Source organism: Nostoc sp. CALU 1950 (assembly GCF_051172895.1).
Classification (GTDB): Bacteria; Cyanobacteriota; Cyanobacteriia; order Cyanobacteriales; family Nostocaceae; genus Nostoc; species Nostoc edaphicum_A.
In genome coordinates, this window is record NZ_JBDNJQ010000025.1 from 34,372 (window position 1) to 53,589 (window position 19,218).

Consider the following 19,218-nt stretch of genomic DNA (forward strand, 5'->3'; position numbering starts at 1 on the left):
TACACCTAAAAAAATTTTAGGTAATTTTTCCATAAATGCGTCCAAATATTCAGCAAAAATATTATTATTATCATTGCAAAAGCTAATGGTGTTTATTTATTAAGACGATTTAACTAGTGGTATTCTACTCTAGAAAATTACCATAAACACTTTTTCAAGCTTGCTCTAATTCCCAACTTTTTAAGGAAGGCTAGGGATGATTAATTCTTATACCAAGCAGATTGGATTAATCGCAGCTTAGGAAATTATAAAAGTATCGAAGAAACAATGAAAGTACTTGATAATATCAACACACTAGAATTGCTACAAACTCTGCAATTAATTGCTCAACCCACAAAAACTCTAGAAAAGTATTCTGCCAAGTACGGTGACATTTTCACAATGCGGGTAATGGGTTTAAAGTCACCACCAATAGTATTTATGAGCCATCCCCAAGCAATTAGTGATTGTTTTGCTATACCTGCACAAAAGTTAGATTTTAAGAAAGCAACCCATGTATTTAAGCCTTTGTTTGGAGAAAATTCTATTGTATTTCAAGAAGCGCGATCGCACCAACAACAGAGACAGTTATTACTACCAGCCTTTCATGGCGATAATTTAAAATCTTATGGACAAGCAATTTGCCAAATTACTGAAGAAGTTACACAACATTGGACATCAGGTACAGATATTGGTATACACAACTTAATGTCAAATATCACTTTAGAAATTATTCTAAAGGTAGTATTTGGTATTACTCATGGTGTGCGTTACCAAGAATTAAAAGAAAAATTGAGTTCTTTGTTAGAAGACGTAACTAAACCTTGGTATTCTAGCCTGTTTTTCTTTCCTTTGCTGCAACGAGATTTAGGTGCATGGAGTCCTTGGGGAATTTTCTTAAAAAGACGAGAGGAAATTGACAAACTCATCTATGCAGAAATTTCTGAAAGACGTTTGCAAAATACTGCTATGCGTACAGATATTCTCAGTATGCTAATGTCAGCGCGTGACATAAATGGACAACAAATGACAGATGAGGAATTACGCGATCAGCTAGTTTCATTATTGCTGTTGGGTTATGAAACTACATCTGGCGTATTAGCCTGGATATTTTATCTAATTCACTCTCACCCAGAGGTGAAACATCGGCTAATGCAAGAACTAAACACTTTAAATGGTCTCACAAGTCCTGAAGCAATTATACAATTACCTTATCTCACCGCCGTCTGTCAAGAAACGCTGCGAATTCATCCTATTGCTTTAATTTGCACACCGCGAATGGTAAAAGACAGAGTGGAAATTATGGGGCATAAATTTACATCAGAAACAGTTTTAGTTCCCTGTATTTATTTAGCACATCGCCGAGCCGAGACTTACCCAGAACCAGAACAGTTTCGTCCAGAAAGATTCCTCAACCAAAAATTTTCACCTTACGAATATTTACCCTTTGGTGGAGGTTATCGCGGTTGCATTGGTGCAGCCTTTTCCATGTATGAACTAAAATTAGTAACAGCCATAATATTATCGAATTTTCAACTAACCCTTACTGATAAACGTCCAGTGTATCCAGTCCGTCGTGGTATTACCATTGTCCCTAGCGGCGGTGTAAAAATGGTTGTTACCAAAAAGGCAAAACTTAAAAGACAAACAATACTTTCTACTTAATTACTCAATCCTCCAATTTGTATATACCGCAATGTAGATCCGCTACTTAGCATCCAGCCTTTACAGTAAATAGTAAGAGGACATTTAGGAGCTTATTAATTCATGCCTGATGAGCATCGGTTGGAGGAAAAATTTTTATCGCAGGAAGCTGAAAGAAGAGTATCTGAAAAGCTAGATGAAGCAGAAAAAATAGAAATAGATGTACAAACCGATCTGTTAAAAATAGTTCAGGGACAAGCGGATGGAGTTTCGGTTGCAGGAAAAGGATTAGTAATCCAAGAAAACATCCGCGTACAAGAAATAAAACTACAAACAGATAGTATTGCTATCAATCCCTTTAGCGCTATTTTTGGTCAAATAGAACTTAATGAGCCAGTAAATGCCATAGCTCGCATTATAGTTACAGAAGTAGATATTAACCGCGCTTTGGCATCAGACTTTGCTCGTAGCTGGATGCAAAATTTTGAGTTGAATGTAGATGGTGAAATTGTGAGTTTTGAGCCGGAAGAAATTCATGTATTTTTACCTGGCGATGGCAAAATAGAATGTAAAGGAAAAGTGTTATTAAAGGAAATGGGAAAAACTCGCCCTTTAGCTTACACTGCGATCGCTCGTCCACGGACTCATTCCCAACCCGCTATGCTGGAAAGTTTTAACTGCACTGAGGGAGATGGTGTTTCAATAGAATTAATTACAGCATTCATCCATAAAGTTAAAGAACTGATGAACATACCATCTTTTAAATGGGAGGATATAGCGTTTTCTATTAAAGATATAGAAGTAGAAATCGGTAGTTTAATACTTATGATAGAAACTCAAGTGCGACAAATACCATCATCGTCAAGTTTCCTATCTCCTTAGTAGTATTTTAACTGGTTAAAGATAATTTTTGTAACTAGGGAGTGATGTAAATTTATTAAAAGTTTTATAAGCTTTTAAAGGCTACTTATTTTGAAATAACAACTATGCAAGAGTATGATGTTGTGCTTATTGGTGCTGGACACAATGGACTAGTTTGTGCAGCTTATTTGCTAAAAGCTGGTTATAGCGTTCTGTTACTAGAAAAGCGTTCTGTACCAGGTGGTGCAGCAACAACTGAAGAGTGTTTACCCCAAGAAGCACCTGGATTTAAATTCAATTTGTGTGCTATTGACCATGAATTTATTCACTTAGGGCCAGTTGTTGAAGAATTAGAACTAGAAAAATACGGCTTGCATTATTTGGAGTGTGATCCAGTTGTTTTCTGTCCTCATCCTGATGGCAAGTATTTCTTAGGACATAAGTCAGTGGAAAAGACTTGTGCAGAAATTGCTCGTTACAATGAACGTGATGCCAAAAAATACGCAGAATTTGTAGACTTTTGGCAGCGATCGCTAGGTGCAATGATTCCCATGTTTAATGCACCGCCAAAGTCAATTATAGACATCCTTGGTAACTACGACATCACAAAACTGAAAGATTTATTTTCGGTTATTGGTTCGCCAAACAAAACGCTGGACTTTATTCGCACCATGTTAAACAGTGCGGAGGATTTACTTAACGAGTGGTTTGATGAGGAATTTCTGAAAGCGCCATTAGCCAGACTAGCATCAGAACTTGGTGCGCCGCCATCACAAAAAACCCTTGCTATTGGTGCAATCATGATGGCAATGCGTCATAATCCGGGGATGGCCAGACCTCGCGGCGGAACTGGCGCACTTGTGCAAGCTTTGGTGAATTTAGTCACAAGTAAAGGTGGCGTTATTCTCACAGATCAACACGTGGAAAAAGTTTTAATTGATGATGGGAAAGCTGTTGGTGTGCGAGTAGCTGGTGGTAAAGAATATCGCGCTAAATACGGGGTTATTTCTAATATTGATGCCAAGCGGTTGTTCTTACAAATGACAGATAAAAGTGATGTTAATGCAGCCGATCCAGATTTGTGGGAAAGATTAGAACGCCGCATCGTTAACAACAACGAAACTATCCTCAAAATAGATTTGGCTTTAGATGAACCACTGCGCTTTCCATATCACGCTCACAAAGACGAATATCTCGTTGGTTCTATCTTGATTGCCGATTCCATAGCTCATGTAGAACAAGCTCATAGTAAATGTACCTTGGGAGAGATTCCTGATGCTGACCCATCAATGTATGTGGTGATGCCTAGTTATTTAGACCCCACATTAGCACCACCTGGCAAGCATACTGTATGGATTGAGTATTTCGCCCCTTATCAAATTGCCGGTGCAGAAGGTACTGGTTTAAAAGGTACTGGTTGGACAGATGAATTGAAAAACAAAGTTGCAGATAGAGTGATTGATAAGTTGGCAGACTATGCACCGAATGTCAAGAATGCAACTATCGCCCGTCGTGTAGAAAGTCCAGCAGAACTAGGAGAAAGATTAGGTGCGTACAAAGGGAATTATTACCATGTTGACATGACTTTAGATCAGATGATATTTTTCCGTCCCTTACCAGAAATAGCTAACTACAAAACGCCAATTGAAAACTTATTTTTGACTGGTGCAGGGACTCATCCAGGTGGTTCAATTTCGGGAATGCCGGGACGCAATTGTGCACGTGTATTTTTGCAGGCGAAACATCCTATTAGCCAAACTTTAAAGGATGCTCGTGATTCGATTAAGTCAACTGTCGAGTCAGTATTTGGTATCATTTAAAATTTGCAAAATAGAGCCTATCATAATCTATTTGGTGCCTTTGTGTCTTGATACTGAAAATATGATTTCGGTATCACAAAGACATGAAGGCCTGCTGTCACGCCTAAAAGTTGCACTTTCAGGAATTCTCTCATCTGCTGTAGTCGATAATTTTTTGGAAAATATTACTCAACTTTAACGTTTATAAATGTAACGCTGATATCCATCATTATTAATCAACAGTTGGCATCTTCCCACCAACAAATGATAAGTTGATGCGCTTTAAAGTCGCATAGTTTCAATCACAATAAAGATGCAAAGACGCAATTTGAATGATGATTAGTTTAGATAATTGCTTGACATGATGAAGCAATTAACATCATTGTTTAGTAAAAAGCTAGTACGATCGCACCCTTGTTCATCAAATGAGAAATTTACCAGATGAGTGCGATGCCTACGACGGGCGTAGCTGCGGCAACTTAAAGCAACACAAATTATAGTTTTTGAGTGAAATAGGTTCTAAGGAATTGCTTTAAGTGTATTTAATATGATAATGTAATGTACGCTTGATTTTCATAAGCTTATATGCATCGTAAACCAAGTTATTTCTCAAAAAATAAGGAAATTAATGGGTAAAAAGTAGTGTATTTTGATAATGATCAAAAAATAAACAACTTTTAACATCATCTTATAAATTTTGTAGGTACAGCATGGTTTTTCGGCGCTACTTAGTTGCATCTAACTTAATAGTTTTCTTAGCATTTGGCTGTAGTGGTGGGGCAAACTCATCTACACAAAATACAAAACAAGTTGTGCAAGAAAGTAATGTAACTCAACTTTTCATAGAAGCAAAGGTTACGCAAAAAGCAGAAGATTTCTTTCATCAAGGTAATAATTTATTAGATGGACAGCGTTACGAAGATGCAATAAAAGCTTATGATAAAGCGATCGCTATCAAAGCTGAGAGTCCCGAAGCTTGGATTAACCGTGGCATTGGCTTAACATCGTTGCAACGCTACAAAGACGCTCTCGCATCCTACGATACTGCGATCGCTATCAAACCCGACAAATATGAAGCCTGGTACAATCGTGGTATAGCTTTGACATCGTTGCAACGCTACAAAGATGCGATCGCATCTTATGACAAAGCGATCGCCATCCAACCCGACAAATATGAAGCCTTAATTAACCGAGGCATAGCTCTGACAAAGCTGCACCGCTACAAAGATGCTATTGCATCTTATGATAGAGCGATCGCTATCAAGCAAGACTTGCACCAAGCATATTACAACAAAGCTTGCTCTTACGCTTTACAAAGCAACCTGGAATTAGCAATTAAGAACCTAGACAAAGCAATCCAGCTTGTTCCTGAGAAATATAAGAAATTAGCAAAAACTGACCCAGACTTTAACAAAGTGCGTAGTAAAAAGCAGTTTCAGGAATTACTGCAATAGTATTTTGTCACCACCGCTCAGTGTAGAATATAAGCGTGCTACAGCAAAGATTTTTTCTTGAGCGGTTTACGATTAGACATGAAAAAATTGTTAATCACTGGAGCAAGTGGTTTCTTAGGATGGCATCTTTGCCAGCTTGCAAAACAAGAATGGGAGATTTATGGCACGTATTTATCCCATCCTTTAGAGATTCCTGGCATGAAAATGTTAAAAGCGAATTTAACAAACTTTCAGGAATTGAAACGTATCTTTAATGATGTCAAACCAGAAGCAGTTATTCATGCTGCTGCACATTCGCAACCAAATTTTTGTCAAACTAACCCTAAAGAATCACACGCAATTAATGTTATCGCATCCTGCAATATTGCCGGACTCTGCGCGGATAATTCTATTCCTTGTGCTTTTACCTCAACCGACTTAGTTTTTGATGGCTTAAATGCCCCTTATGGAGAAACAGATGCCGTGTGTCCTGTCAATCTTTACGGTGAGCAAAAAGCGATCGCAGAAGCAGATATGCTAGAAAGGTATCCCATGACCGCAGTGTGCCGAATGCCATTGATGTTTGGTGCAGCAACCCCCACAGCGAAAAGTTTTATTCAGCCATTTATTCAAACTTTAAAAGCCGAAGAAGAACTAAGTTTATTTATAGATGAATTTCGCACACCAGTAAGTGGAACAACTGCCGCTAAAGGACTTTTATTAGCATTAGAAAAAGTTAACGGCATCATTCACTTAGGTGGTAAAGAAAGGATTTCACGTTATGATTTTGGACAGATATTAGTGGAAGTATTTCAACTTTCTGCCACCAAGCTCAAATCTTGCCGACAACAAGATGTGAAAATGGCAGCACCTAGACCAGCAGATGTTTCTTTGGATAGTTCCAAAGCTTTTGCATTGGGGTATCAACCTTTATCTATAAGGGAAGAATTAGAGGCAATACAATTCAGTTAAGGCTAAGTGTTAAAACTAAAAATGTAAATAGGCTATTTTGGGATGCGATTATCTCCGGCACGCTACATGAACGCAACGTAAAACCTGGCTTTATTGATAATTTAACCCTTCATAATACCAATTTTGTATGAAGCTGCATAGAATTAGATCCCCCCTAGCCCCCCTTAAAAAGGGGGGAACTGGAAAAATAAGTAATCGCACAGAATTATTTACACATAAGTTTCCAGTCTGGATAAGGGTTTCATGCCTTAATTTTGTGAATTAATTTTGTTTAACTACTTATCTATCAAAGTCCCCCTTTTTAAGGGGGATTTAGGGGGATCGAGATATGTGCAACTTCACATTAAATTGGTATAAGCTCCTTACTGAAGGTATATGCGGCAGACTACTGTTTGCGTAAGTCCTGATTTAGATGCGTTTCCCTGTGCTTATCGGCAAACTTAAATTAAATTTTATTTTTACCTTTGATTAAAGTCTGCTTAAACTCATAATCCTAAAATGGGGTGTCTCTAAACAATTGGAGACTTGTTTCTTTTTGTTGAAAAATAGAAAAACATTGATTTCATAACTGTTCTAAATAGTTATGAATATCTGTTTGGAAAATAAGCAATTTAGAAACAAGCTATTTTTATGACTTGTAGTTGCAATTGCTTAGAGAAGTTTATGGTGAGGAAAACTGAGATGAAATTGGTTTCAAAATTATTGGTTGCGGCTACTACTCTTACTTTAGGTTTTGCTACCGTAGATGCAAAATCTGCATCTGCTGCGATTCTTAATTATGCTTTCACAGTTGATAGTCCAGTAACTAAGGGAAGTGGCTTTTTTAGCTTTGATGACTCAACCTTCAGCAATGACTATAATCCTGAAGCTAGCATTCAGTCACTCTCTTTCAAATTTGATGGCGACTCTACCGTTTACACTGAACAAGATGATGCCAACTACCCAGATTTTCCTCTTGTCTTTCCAAGCATATCCTTAACAGGACAAACATATTTTGCATTAGATTATCAGTTCGATGATAAAGCTAATCCCTCCAGTTCTATCAGTTATGAAATTATTGGTGAGGATTTTACAATTTTCTCTAAAACTTCTCCAGACGCTGAATTGATATCAGGTACAGTTTCTTATAGACAAGTACCTGAACCTACACCTTTAGTTGGAACTCTCTTTGTTTGTAGCCTTGGCTGGATGATGAAGAAAAAAGTAGCATCAATGAAAAAGGTGAAAATCTAACCTTGTTAAGTTGATATTAACAATTTCTTTGCCAAGGATTAATCTCTTGTTAGTAGGCTTTTATGTGGGAAAACAACATCTAACACATTGAGAACAGAAGAAAAAATTGGGAATTAAAATCTCATTTTGGTCAGGGAATTAGTGACGAAGTTTTCCTCCGATTACCCTGCCTTCTTTGTGTTAGCTGTTGCTGTACTTTAACTTACCTGTTAGTCAGGAGTAGAGAATGGTAGATTACCGGAATTTTGAGCATTTCCTGCACAGTCGAATCAAACGACGCAACTTAATTATCGGAGCAGGAGCATTATCTGGTTTAGCGATCGCAAATCAATTTCCTCTGCAAAGAGCGATCGCAAGAAGCAGATTTTCCAATTATCCTTTCACTTTGGGTGTAGCTTCGGGTGAACCCTATCCTACCAGCGTAGTGATCTGGACTCGTCTTGCTCCTGAACCCCTTAACGGAGGTGGAATGCCACCTCTGAATGTGCCAATTCGCTGGGAAGTTGCAACTGATTCTAATATGAGGCGGATTGTCTCTAGAGGTACGGTACTGGCAACTCCAGAACTAGCTCATTCAGTTCGAGTTGTGGTAGAAGGACTGCAATCTGATACTTGGTACTGGTATCGGTTTCTTGTCGGTCAAGACGCTAGCCCCATTGGTCGCACTCGTACAGCGCCTTTAGCAAATAGCTATTTGAATAAATTTAACTTTGGCCTTGTCTCTTGCCAAAACTATCAGCAGGGATTCTATACCGCCTACAAATATCTAGCACAGGAAGACCTAGATTTAGTAGTCCATGTTGGCGATTACATCTATGAAGGGGGAATCTCAAATAATGGCCCCAGACAGCACAACAGTGCAGAAATTGTGACTTTGGAAGATTACCGCAACCGTCACGCCCTCTATAAAACCGATACCAATCTGCAAGCAGCTCATGCAGCGTTTCCGTGGATTGTCACCTGGGATGACCATGAAGTAGAAAACAATTACGCCAACGATATTTCAGAAATTGATACTGAACCAGATCAGGATCGGGCAATTTTCCTCCAACGGCGAGCTATTGCTTATCAGGCTTACTACGAACACATGCCACTACGCCCCTTCTCGCGTCCCGTTGGCCCCGATATGCAACTTTACCGTCGGCTCTCCTTTGGTAACTTAGCCACCTTCCATGTTTTAGATACCCGCCAATATCGCACCGATCAGCCCTGTGGTGATGGTACTAAAGAACGTTGCCCAGAAAATTTAGATCCGAATGCAACGATTACCGGCAAGGCACAGGAGGATTGGTTATTCGATGGTCTAAACAACTCAAAAGCGAAGTGGAATGTTTTGGCGCAGCAAGTACCAATTGCTCAAAGAGACACAACACCAGGGGAAGGCGGCACTTACAGCATGGATAAATGGGATGGTTATGTGGCTTCGCGCGATCGCCTCATGGCTTTCCTCGGACAGCGCCAGCCCTCTAATCCAGTATCCTTAGCAGGCGATGTGCATTCTAACTGGGCAATGAATCTGAAGGCTAACTTTGATAACCCAGAATCCCCCACACTTGGGAGTGAATTCGTCGCTACCTCAATTAGCTCCGGTGGCGATGGGGCAGACAGCAACCCCAACGTTCAAGCTTACTTACCCGATAATCCACACATTAAGTTCTACAATAATCAACGGGGGTATGTTCGCTGTGCCCTGACTCCCACAACCTGGAAGACAGACTATTTAGTTATGTCAAACGTCACAACCCCATTTGGCACGATTAGTAAGCGGGCTTCATTTGTGGTTGAAGATGGTCGTCCAGAAATACAACAAGCCTAATCGTCTAATTCCCAGGTATTAGAACCAAACAAAAACAGATAGAAACAGGTAAATCATCAGTGTTTATCTGTTTCTATCTGTGTTTTCATTTTCATAAAGAGGAGTTAGGAATTAAAACTCTTAACTCCTAACTGCTAACTCCTAACTCCTAACTCTTCACTAATAAGCATCCATTGGCAGACAAGAACAAACAAAATTTCTGTCGCCAAAGGCTGCATCAATGCGACCGACAGCAGGCCAGAATTTATATTCACGAGTCCAAGGCGCAGGATAGGCAGCTTGTTCGCGAGAATAGGGATGATTCCATTCTCCAGTAATCAGACTTTCGGCAGTGTGGGGCGCGTTCTTCAAAACATTATCTTGGATATCCACCTTGCCAACTTCTATTTCGGCAATTTCTTGGCGAATAGAAATCAACGCATCACAGAAACGATCCAACTCTTGCTTAGATTCACTTTCTGTAGGTTCCACCATGATTGTACCCCCTACAGGCCAGGAGACAGTCGGCGCATGGAAACCATAATCCATGAGACGCTTGGCGACATCATCAATTTCGATCGCAGCTGATTTTTTGAGCGATCGCAAATCTAAAATACACTCATGGGCAACTAGACCATTTTTCCCCTGATACAAAACCGGATAGTACGATTCCAGTTTTTTAGCCATGTAGTTAGCGTTGAGAATTGCCACCTTAGTTGCATGGGTTAAACCATCTGCACCCATCATTGCAATGTACATCCAAGAAATCACCAGGATACTCGCACTACCCCAAGGCGCAGCCGCAACAGCACCAATATGCTGGGTACTGGGGATTGGGTATTGGGTATTGGGTATTTCCTCTTTCCTAGTCCCCAGTCCCCAGTCCCCAATCCCTACCACAGGATGTCCTGGGAGAAAAGGTACTAAATGAGATGCAACACCAATGGGCCCCATACCAGGGCCACCGCCACCATGAGGAATACAGAAGGTTTTGTGCAAATTTAAATGGCAGACATCCGCGCCAATATCTCCAGGACGGCAAATTCCCACTTGGGCGTTCATATTTGCACCATCCATGTAAACTTGTCCACCGTGACTGTGGACAACAGCGCAGATTTCCTGAATTGGCTCCTCAAAAACACCGTGAGTTGATGGATATGTCACCATTAAGGCGGCTAATTCATTGCTGTGTTTTTCTGCCTTAGCCTTCAGATCAGCAACATCAATATTACCTTGTGAGTCACAGGCGACAGCCACCACTTTCATCCCGCACATCACCGCACTCGCTGGGTTTGTCCCATGTGCAGAAGTGGGAATCAAACAAACATTGCGGTGTGCTTCACCCCGATTTTCGTGATATTGACGAATTACTAAAAGTCCTGCGTATTCGCCCTGAGAACCAGCATTTGGTTGTAGAGAAATTCCTGCAAAACCAGTAATTTCAGCCAACCATGTCTCAAGCTGCTGGAATAGGATTTGATAACCTTGCGTTTGCGACGCCGGGGCAAATGGATGAATCTTGCCAAATTCCTCCCAACTTACCGGAATCATCTCAGCAGTTGCATTCAACTTCATTGTGCAAGAACCCAAGGGAATCATCGATGTCGTTAGCGACAAGTCCTTGCTTTCCAGCTTGTGCAGATAGCGCAATAACTCAGTTTCTGAGTGATAGCGGTTAAATACAGGATGGGTGAGATATGTACTTGTACGGGAGAGAGGGAGATGTGAGGATGAGGAAGAAGTTAATTCTTCTAAAGTGAAAGGTAAATCATCTGTACCAGCGAAAATCTTCCAGAGGTCGATTAAGTCTTCTGGTGTAGTTGTTTCATCCAGCGAAATACCAACAGTAGTTGCATCAAAAACCCGCAGGTTAATTTGAAGCTGTTCGCTAGCTGTCAAAATATCTTTTAAATTGTGTCTTCCCAGTTCGACTCGCAGCGTATCAAAGAAATCTTTGGAAGCGATGCTGTAACCCAAACGCTTCAGACCTTCTGCCAGCAACACTGTCAAAGAATGGATATTTTCGGCAATTTGCTTCAGTCCAGTAGGGCCATGATAGACCGCGTACATACTTGCCATCACCGCCAGTAGCACTTGTGCAGTACAAATATTACTAGTTGCTTTTTCGCGGCGGATGTGCTGTTCGCGGGTTTGCAAGGCTAGACGTAATGCAGGCTTACCTTGGGCATCTTTTGATACACCTACAATTCGCCCTGGAACCAGCCGTTTATACTCTTCCTTCGTAGCAAAGTATGCCGCATGAGGCCCCCCAAACCCCAAAGGAATACCGAACCGCTGAGTGCTTCCGACAGCAATATCAGCGCCAAATTCTCCAGGAGGGGTCAGTAAAGTTAAACTTAGAGGATCTGCTGCTACCGTCACCAATGCACCCTTAGCATGGGCTTTTTCTATAAAAGCGCGGTAGTCGTAAATGGTGCCATCACTAGCAGGGTATTGCAGAACAGCTCCAAAAATTGGTTGATCAAAATCAAATGTTTGATGATCGCCAACAATAATCTTAATCCCCAATGGTTTAGCACGTGTTTGCAACACATCAATGGTTTGGGGATGGCAATCACCAGAGACAAAATAGGAATTTGCCTGATTTTTGGAGACACCATAGCTTAGGCTCATCGCTTCAGCGGCGGCTGTGGCTTCATCCAGTAATGAAGCATTGGCAATTTCCAAACCTGTTAAATCAATAATCAGGGTTTGAAAATTCAGCAGCGCTTCTAGTCGCCCTTGGGCAATTTCGGGTTGATAAGGAGTGTAGGCAGTATACCAACCGGGGTTTTCTAAGATATTACGCCCAATCACAGGTGGGGTAATACTGTCGTAATAGCCCATACCAATGTATGAACGGAAAACCTGATTTTTGGCAGCAACTTTTTTTAACGATGCCAGTGCTGCATACTCACTTTCTGCTTCTGGTAACTTTAGCGGTTGCTTCAGCCGAATTGCCTGTGGAACTGTTTGGTCGATTAGAGCATCCAGGCTGGGAAACCCCAAAACCTTAAGCATAAGCTGGATGTCGTCGGAGTTAGGGCCAATGTGTCTTGGCACAAAACTACTTAACTTTTGACTTTTTTCGTCCAGCACTTGCTGCTCATTAGACTTGAGAATAGGGGCGTTCAATACCACAAATTACTCTCCAGATGGTACTATTTCATATTTTGCAATAAATACTCTTAAACTGGGGGCTGAAGACTGACGATTCGGAAGATATTGGATAGGTGAATAAGAGTAATTGTTAATTACCTCCTCCACTCACCTACTCTTCCACTCAGCACTCAGCACTCAGCACTCAGCACTCCTACTCGCCTTCTACTTGGGCGCGATACTCATCTGCTGTCAACGCATCCTCAACTTCACCAGGGTCATTGACACGCACTTTCAAAAACCATCCTTCTCCGTAGGGGTCTTCTGATACTTCTTCGGGAGAATTAATTAAGGCTTCATTGCGTTCTATAACTGTGCCTGTTACTGGTGAATTCAGTTCTTCAACAGCTTTTACTGATTCAATTGTGCCAAAGTTTTCTCCTCTGGTAAGAGCATCGCCAATTTCTGGCAGTTCCAAAAAGACGATATCACCCAACTCATGTACGGCAAACTCAGTAATGCCTATAGTGGCAATTTCACCATCTATTCGCACGTATTCATGAGAATCCAGGTATCTGAAATCTTGAGGATATTCAAAAGACATATCACTTCCTCTCCCTTATCAAAAAAATTATTGCCCTAACAGTCATCCAAGCCATGTCTGGTAATGAACCTTACTGTAGATTGAGTAACTCACAACACATTATTCCTCAAAAACCCTGGCGCTTGTTAGTTGGTGACACGATTTTTTGACCGATAAAAAGGACGTTTAACCACAACTGCTGGATAAGCTTTGCCACGAATTTCAACTTCTAGCTGCTGACCAACAGTTGCTAACTGGGTGGGAACGTAGGCTAAGGCAATGGGATAACCAAGTGTGGGCGACAGAGTTCCACTGGTAACTTCTCCCACGATTTTACCTGCGGATAACACTTGATAGCCGTGACGAGCAATGTTGCGTCCTTGGGTTTGCAAACCTACCAATCGGCGCTGCACTCCACTGGCTTTTTGCTGTGCTAAAACTTCCCGACCAATAAAATCGCCTTTGGTATCTAAGTGAATTAGCCAGCCCAAACCTGCTTCTAAGGGTGTGGTGATGTCATCGATATCTTGTCCGTAAAGTGCCATCGCCGCTTCTAGGCGTAGAGTGTCTCTCGCACCGAGTCCACAGGGAATAACACCAGCTTTATTGAGGGTTTGCCACAATTCTACTCCTACATCCGGGTCTACCATTACCTCAAAGCCATCTTCTCCGGTGTAACCTGTGCGGGCCAGGAAGGCAGGTTTCCCTAGTAGGGTTGCTTCTAGATGTCCGAAGGCTTTGATTGGTTGTAGGTCTTCTTGCACTAAGGGCTGGAGATATTTAATCGCTTTTGGCCCTTGTACGGCAATTAAGACTTTATCTGGTGAAAGGTCTTGGAATTGCACCTTATCCAGGTCAAGGTGTTGCAATAGCCATGCTTTATCTTTATTGGAGGTTGCCGCATTGACTATGATGAATGCTCTCTGTATACCAGCAGCGTCTTCACCTTGATAATAAACAATGATGTCGTCAATAATTCCGGCTTGGGGATTTAACAATACGGTGTATTGTGCTTGACCGGGTTGCAAACGACTCAAGTCGGAAGGCACTAATGGTTGGAGTTGGGAAATCAGGTTTTTACCTTGGAGGGTAAATTTGCCCATGTGGGAAATATCGAACATTCCGGCTGTATTTCTTACAGCCTCATGTTCGCGGCTAATGCCACTAAATTGCACAGGCATTTCCCAGCCCCCAAAGCTAGTAAATCGTGCTTTGAGTTCTACACCCACTTGATATAAAGGGGTTCGCGCCAGAGATTGGGCGTTGTCTTCTTGATTAGCCACAGGTAATTTTGCGTAGATGCGGAGCAACTTGCCGTTAGGCATCGCACCTCAACATCTATCATCCTACGAGATGCTTTCTGGTTTTACAGTCTTATGTATCAAATTAGGGCATGGGGAAGAGGCAGAGGGGCAGGGAGCAGAGGAGAAAGAGGTAATTTTTTATTCTCCCCCTTGCCCCCTGCTCCTCATTCCCCACTCCCTCATCCCCTTTGTCGCCTTCTGTGAGGTTTAATAGTTAATGGTGCAAGTGTTGAGATTTATTAAGAAGACATTATGAAATATTGGCGACTGTTAGCGAGCTTTGTCTTAGCTATGGTTCTTTTTTGCTTTCCCCTATCGGCGCAAGCTGCAAGTTCTTCCAGTATTACCCGTTCTGTGGGTAATGATGAACTTAAGGGCAAAGATTACTCTGGTCAAAGTTTAATTGGCACTGAGTTTACTAATCTCAAATTAGAGAATGCTAATTTTAGCAATGCTGACTTACGTGGCGGTGTGTTTAACGGTAGCGTATTGGAGGGAGTAAATCTGCATGGTGTTGATTTTAGTGAAGGCATAGCCTATCTAACAAGGTTTAAGAATGCTGATTTAAGTGATGCTGTGTTGACTGATGCAATGATGCTGCGTTCCACTTTTGATGATGTGAATGTCACGGGTGCTGATTTTACGAATGCAATTTTAGATGGGATACAAGTGAAAAAACTTTGTGTTAAGGCAAGTGGTGTGAATTCTAAAACTGGTGTCGATACTCGCAACTCTTTAGGATGTAAGTAGACTGTCAACGAATTTTAGATTTTAAATTTTGGATTTGGGATTGAAGATTCAAAATCCAAAATTTAAAAAATAACTTGCCAGCAAATGTGAAACTGTCTGAGTAACTGTCTCGCCAATTTTAGTAATACCATTAGTAGGCAATAGGCAAGAAAGCTTTCTGATCTGTACGGTGTTTTTTCAAAAATCAAAAATGAGTCCTATCGCATTAAGTAAGTGGGAATAAACTAAACTACTTTACTAAAAGTAAACACTCCTAAAACCCTTACTAATGACGAATGACAAAGGACAAATGACGACCCTTACCAGTTAACTTTATTTACGCCCATCTACTTACTGACATCAAATAAAGTGTCGATTAACATAGGGATTGTGCCGAAATTAGCTCACTACTGGCAGTAGCAACCACCTCAAATGCGATCGCCATTGCTAATAGTTTTTTAGGCGTTTTAGTCAACAGTAAATCTGCGGTTGAATGGATATTTTAGGTAAAACTATACAGTATTCTCCCAGGTATGAAACTTCAATAAAAAGAGCTAGCAGACTAATGCCATCTTTGATTTATACCCATAGGATCATGTTGATGATTCCTAAAACAAAAGATGACATCCAAAACCAATTATGTTTGGGGACTAGTAGCCGCTCCAATTGTAGTTACTCTGGCGCTGGGTTTCTCGGCAAGAGCGAATGCAGTTGAGTTAGGCGCTGCCTCTGATTACAATGTATTTGTTTTGGGAGATATCTCTCAACAATATACAGATATTGAAGGAAAACTTGCTGCTGGCGGTAACGTGAATTTCGTTGGCGGACTAGGAAGCAGACTTTCTGGCAATAGCGGTAACGTCGTAGTAGCTGGGCAAAACTTATCTTTAAGCAACGGTCAAGTCTACCACGGTAATGCTGTCTACGGAGGTAGCGCTAATGTTTCCGGCAATGTGGGATTTCCACAGGGAACCCTCAGCCAGGGTAATCCTATCGACTTTGATGCAGCAGGGAAAGAATTGCGATCGCTATCTGAATATTTAGCAACCTTGACTCCTACTGGTAACACAACAGTTCAACCTTGGGGTGCTATTAACCTGAGTGGTAGTGGTACTGCTTTCAATGTTTTTAATCTTGCTGGCTCATCTGTCTCCAAGACAAACTATTTTGAAATTAAGGGGGATGCCAATTCGACTATCGTTGTCAATATCAGCGGTAAGGATGTGTCCTTGCAAAACTTTGGTTTCAATATCATTGGCACAAATAAACAAAAGGTGATCTACAACTTCTATGAAGCAACAAACCTAACTGCTAGTGGGATTGGCATCGAAGGTAGTATTCTTGCTCCTTTGGCTAATTTCAATTTCAATAACGGTCAAGTTAACGGCAATGTGGTAGTAGCTTCCTTGACAGGAAATGGTGAGTCTCACAACTATCTGTTTAATGGTGATTTGCCAGATGTCCCAACTAAGTACTACACTCAGCCTCCGACTCCGGCTCCGATTCCGACTGTTACTCCGACTCCGGTTCCAGAACCAGCAAATCTTCCAGGATTAGGATTAATTGCTGTAGCATTTGGTTTATTTCGCTACAAACGTAATCAAACAACTTGCCTAAAATAATTAAAAATTTTTGGCAGCATAGCGCATGACGCGAACTTATTTACAGATTTTCGCTCATGCGCTATTTCCTTGCTCCCTACCTTCTACAATAAGGATAGACTTTATTGAGATTTGTATAGTTGGGGATAGGCTGTCATGGCTCCCGCCGTTTTAATTCAAAATCTGCAAAAACGCTACGGTACAGTGGTTGCCGTCCAGGATGTTTCCTTTCAGGTAGAACCAGGAGAAATTTTTGGTTTACTTGGCCCCAACGGTGCTGGGAAAACTACTACCTTGCGTGCCTTGTGTACACTCACCACACCGGATGCTGGCAAAATCGAAGTATCTGGCATCTCTGTGTTAGATAATCCCAGAGTCGCAAGACAACGATTAGGCTATGTAGCTCAGGAAGTCGCCATAGATAAAGTGTTGACTGGAAAAGAACTGCTGCAATTGCAAGCGGCACTTTATCACCTCCCAGGCGCAATAGCCAAACAGCGCATTGAGACAGTCTTAGATTTACTCGGTTTGCAAGAATACGCCAATAAAAAGACAGGAACCTACTCTGGCGGTTTACGCAAGCGCCTAGACTTGGCTGCTGGGTTGCTCCATGCACCGGATGTTTTGGTGTTGGATGAGCCAACTGTGGGGCTTGACATAGAAACCCGTTTTGTGGTATGGGATTTCCTGAGAAAATTACGTGCCTCTGGGACGACGGTAGTAATTACCAGCCATTACTTAGAAGAAATTGACGCCCTAGCCGATCGCGTGGCAATTATAGATCGCGGCGTTGTGATTGCCAGTGGGACACCTTCACAATTGAAAGATCAAGTAGGTGGCGATCGCATCACCTTACGAATCCGCGAGTTTTCTCCCATTGAGGAAGCAGAAAAAGCCAAAAATCTCTTGCAACCTTTGCCCTTTGTCCAAGAAGTAATCATCAACAGCGCTCAAGGGAATTCCCTTAACTTGGTGGTGACACCTCAAAACGATGTTCTGATTAACATACAGCAAGCGCTGAATACTGCTGGCTTGCCCATCTTTGGCATCGCCCAATCTCGCCCCAGCCTCGATGACGTTTACCTCGCCGCCACAGGACGCACCCTCATGGATGCAGAACTCGCAGCCGTTGCCACTCGCGATCCCAAGGCTGAGAAGAAGCAGAATATGAGATAGGGAATGGGGAATGGGGAATGGGGAATGGGGGAGAAATAACCAATGCCCAATGCCCAATGCCCAATTCCCAATGCCCTATCTAAATTCAAAATTCAAAATCCAAAATCTAAAATTGCTATGAGTGTTACTCCTAAATCTGATATCAATTGGCAGCCGCTAGCATCGCCGCTAGCAGATGTTAATGCTGAACCTAACTTTTTCGGTGAATTGGTGCAAGAAACGCTGGCTTTAACTCGTCGCTTGTTTATTCAGTTGCAACGCCGTCCCTCATCTTTGGTTGCTGGAATTATTCAGCCAGTAATGTGGTTGATACTGTTTGGGGCTTTGTTTCAAAATGCTCCCAAGGGTATATTTGGCAATACAACAAATTATGGTCAATTTTTAGCCGCTGGCATAATTGTGTTTACAGCCTTTGCTGGGGCGCTAAATGCTGGTTTGCCGGTAATGTTTGACCGCGAGTTTGGCTTTTTGAATCGTTTACTGGTGGCACCCTTAGCATCGCGCTTTTCTATTGTCTTTGCTTCAGCCATCTTCATCATCAGCCAAAGTTTGCTGCAAGCAGCGGTGATTGTAGCGGCAGCGGCATTCTTGGGGGCTGGACTACCAGATGCAGTAGGTTTAAGTGCGATCGCTCTAATTGTCTTACTCTTAGCTTTGGGTGTTACAGCTATCTCCCTCGGTTTAGCTTTCGCTCTACCCGGACACATTGAATTGATTGCAGTGATTTTTGTCACTAATCTACCATTATTGTTTGCTAGTACTGCTTTAGCTCCTCTATCCTTCATGCCTCAGTGGTTGCAGGTTATCGCTACCTTGAATCCTCTCAGCTATGCGATCGAACCAATTCGCTATCTCTATCTCCACAGTCATTGGGGACTAGGTAGTGTAGTAATGCAAGCTCCTTGGGGTGATGTTACCTTTGGGGGAGCGTTGCTGGTGTTGTTTGGCTTTGCCCTTGTCGCCTTGTTGAGTATTCAACCCCAACTGCGGCGGACTCTTGCTTAAAGAGA

The 19,218-nt window shown here is 41.7% G+C and carries 13 protein-coding genes and 1 pseudogene; 11 read left to right on the forward strand and 3 right to left on the reverse strand.

Annotated features, from left to right (window positions below; translation table 11 throughout):
• The first annotated feature begins 267 nt into the window (after positions 1-267).
• The 7 genes and pseudogenes from ABF638_RS09875 to ABF638_RS09905 all read left to right on the forward strand — a co-directional run bounded on the left by ABF638_RS09875 (position 268) and on the right by ABF638_RS09905 (position 9,737).
• Positions 268-1,644, forward strand: coding sequence for a cytochrome P450 (locus ABF638_RS09875; protein WP_435022404.1), 1,377 nt, complete (start codon positions 268-270; stop codon positions 1,642-1,644).
• Positions 1,645-1,746: 102 nt separating this feature from the next.
• On the forward strand, positions 1,747-2,505 hold the full coding sequence (locus ABF638_RS09880) for an LmeA family phospholipid-binding protein (RefSeq protein WP_435022406.1): 759 nt from the start codon (positions 1,747-1,749) through the stop codon (positions 2,503-2,505).
• A gap of 86 nt (positions 2,506-2,591) precedes the next feature.
• A pseudogene (gene crtO, locus ABF638_RS09885) lies at positions 2,592-4,304 on the forward strand (beta-carotene ketolase CrtO); the annotation flags it as partial.
• A 689-nt stretch (positions 4,305-4,993) separates the two neighbouring features.
• On the forward strand, positions 4,994-5,737 hold the full coding sequence (locus ABF638_RS09890) for a tetratricopeptide repeat protein (protein WP_435022408.1): 744 nt from the start codon (positions 4,994-4,996) through the stop codon (positions 5,735-5,737).
• 78 nt (positions 5,738-5,815) lie between these two features.
• Positions 5,816-6,688 (forward strand): SDR family oxidoreductase, encoded by an 873-nt coding sequence (locus ABF638_RS09895; RefSeq protein WP_435022410.1) that lies wholly within the window; start codon positions 5,816-5,818, stop codon positions 6,686-6,688.
• A 681-nt stretch (positions 6,689-7,369) separates the two neighbouring features.
• Positions 7,370-7,921: a PEP-CTERM sorting domain-containing protein gene (locus ABF638_RS09900; protein ID WP_435022412.1), complete on the forward strand. Its 552-nt coding sequence runs from the start codon at positions 7,370-7,372 to the stop codon at positions 7,919-7,921.
• A gap of 226 nt (positions 7,922-8,147) precedes the next feature.
• Positions 8,148-9,737 carry an alkaline phosphatase D family protein gene (locus ABF638_RS09905; protein WP_435022414.1) on the forward strand — a complete coding sequence of 530 codons (1,590 nt, stop codon included), beginning with the start codon at positions 8,148-8,150 and terminating at the stop codon, positions 9,735-9,737.
• Positions 9,738-9,896: 159 nt separating this feature from the next.
• On the opposite strand, the gene gcvP is transcribed toward ABF638_RS09905, so the two are convergent.
• The 3 genes from gcvP to gcvT all read right to left on the reverse strand — a co-directional run bounded on the left by gcvP (position 9,897) and on the right by gcvT (position 14,681).
• Complete coding sequence (gene gcvP, locus ABF638_RS09910; RefSeq protein WP_435022416.1) at positions 9,897-12,857, reverse strand: aminomethyl-transferring glycine dehydrogenase; 2,961 nt, start codon at positions 12,855-12,857, stop codon at positions 9,897-9,899.
• 172 nt (positions 12,858-13,029) lie between these two features.
• On the reverse strand, positions 13,030-13,419 hold the full coding sequence (gene gcvH, locus ABF638_RS09915) for a glycine cleavage system protein GcvH (protein WP_069072677.1): 390 nt from the start codon (positions 13,417-13,419) through the stop codon (positions 13,030-13,032).
• 125 nt (positions 13,420-13,544) lie between these two features.
• The gene (gene gcvT / locus ABF638_RS09920) at positions 13,545-14,681 is read right to left on the reverse strand and encodes a glycine cleavage system aminomethyltransferase GcvT (RefSeq protein WP_435022437.1); all 1,137 of its coding nucleotides are present in this window, start codon (positions 14,679-14,681) and stop codon (positions 13,545-13,547) included.
• A gap of 273 nt (positions 14,682-14,954) precedes the next feature.
• On the opposite strand from gcvT, the gene ABF638_RS09925 reads away from it, so the two are divergent.
• From ABF638_RS09925 to ABF638_RS09940, 4 genes are all read left to right on the forward strand, one after another.
• Positions 14,955-15,452, forward strand: coding sequence for a pentapeptide repeat-containing protein (locus ABF638_RS09925; protein WP_435022418.1), 498 nt, complete (start codon positions 14,955-14,957; stop codon positions 15,450-15,452).
• A 599-nt stretch (positions 15,453-16,051) separates the two neighbouring features.
• Positions 16,052-17,053: a choice-of-anchor A family protein gene (locus ABF638_RS09930; protein ID WP_435022420.1), complete on the forward strand. Its 1,002-nt coding sequence runs from the start codon at positions 16,052-16,054 to the stop codon at positions 17,051-17,053.
• A 135-nt stretch (positions 17,054-17,188) separates the two neighbouring features.
• Complete coding sequence (locus tag ABF638_RS09935) at positions 17,189-18,208, forward strand: ATP-binding cassette domain-containing protein (RefSeq protein ID WP_435022422.1); 1,020 nt, start codon at positions 17,189-17,191, stop codon at positions 18,206-18,208.
• Between the two features lie 117 nt (positions 18,209-18,325).
• Positions 18,326-19,213: an ABC transporter permease gene (locus ABF638_RS09940; protein WP_435022439.1), complete on the forward strand. Its 888-nt coding sequence runs from the start codon at positions 18,326-18,328 to the stop codon at positions 19,211-19,213.
• Positions 19,214-19,218: the final 5 nt, after the last annotated feature.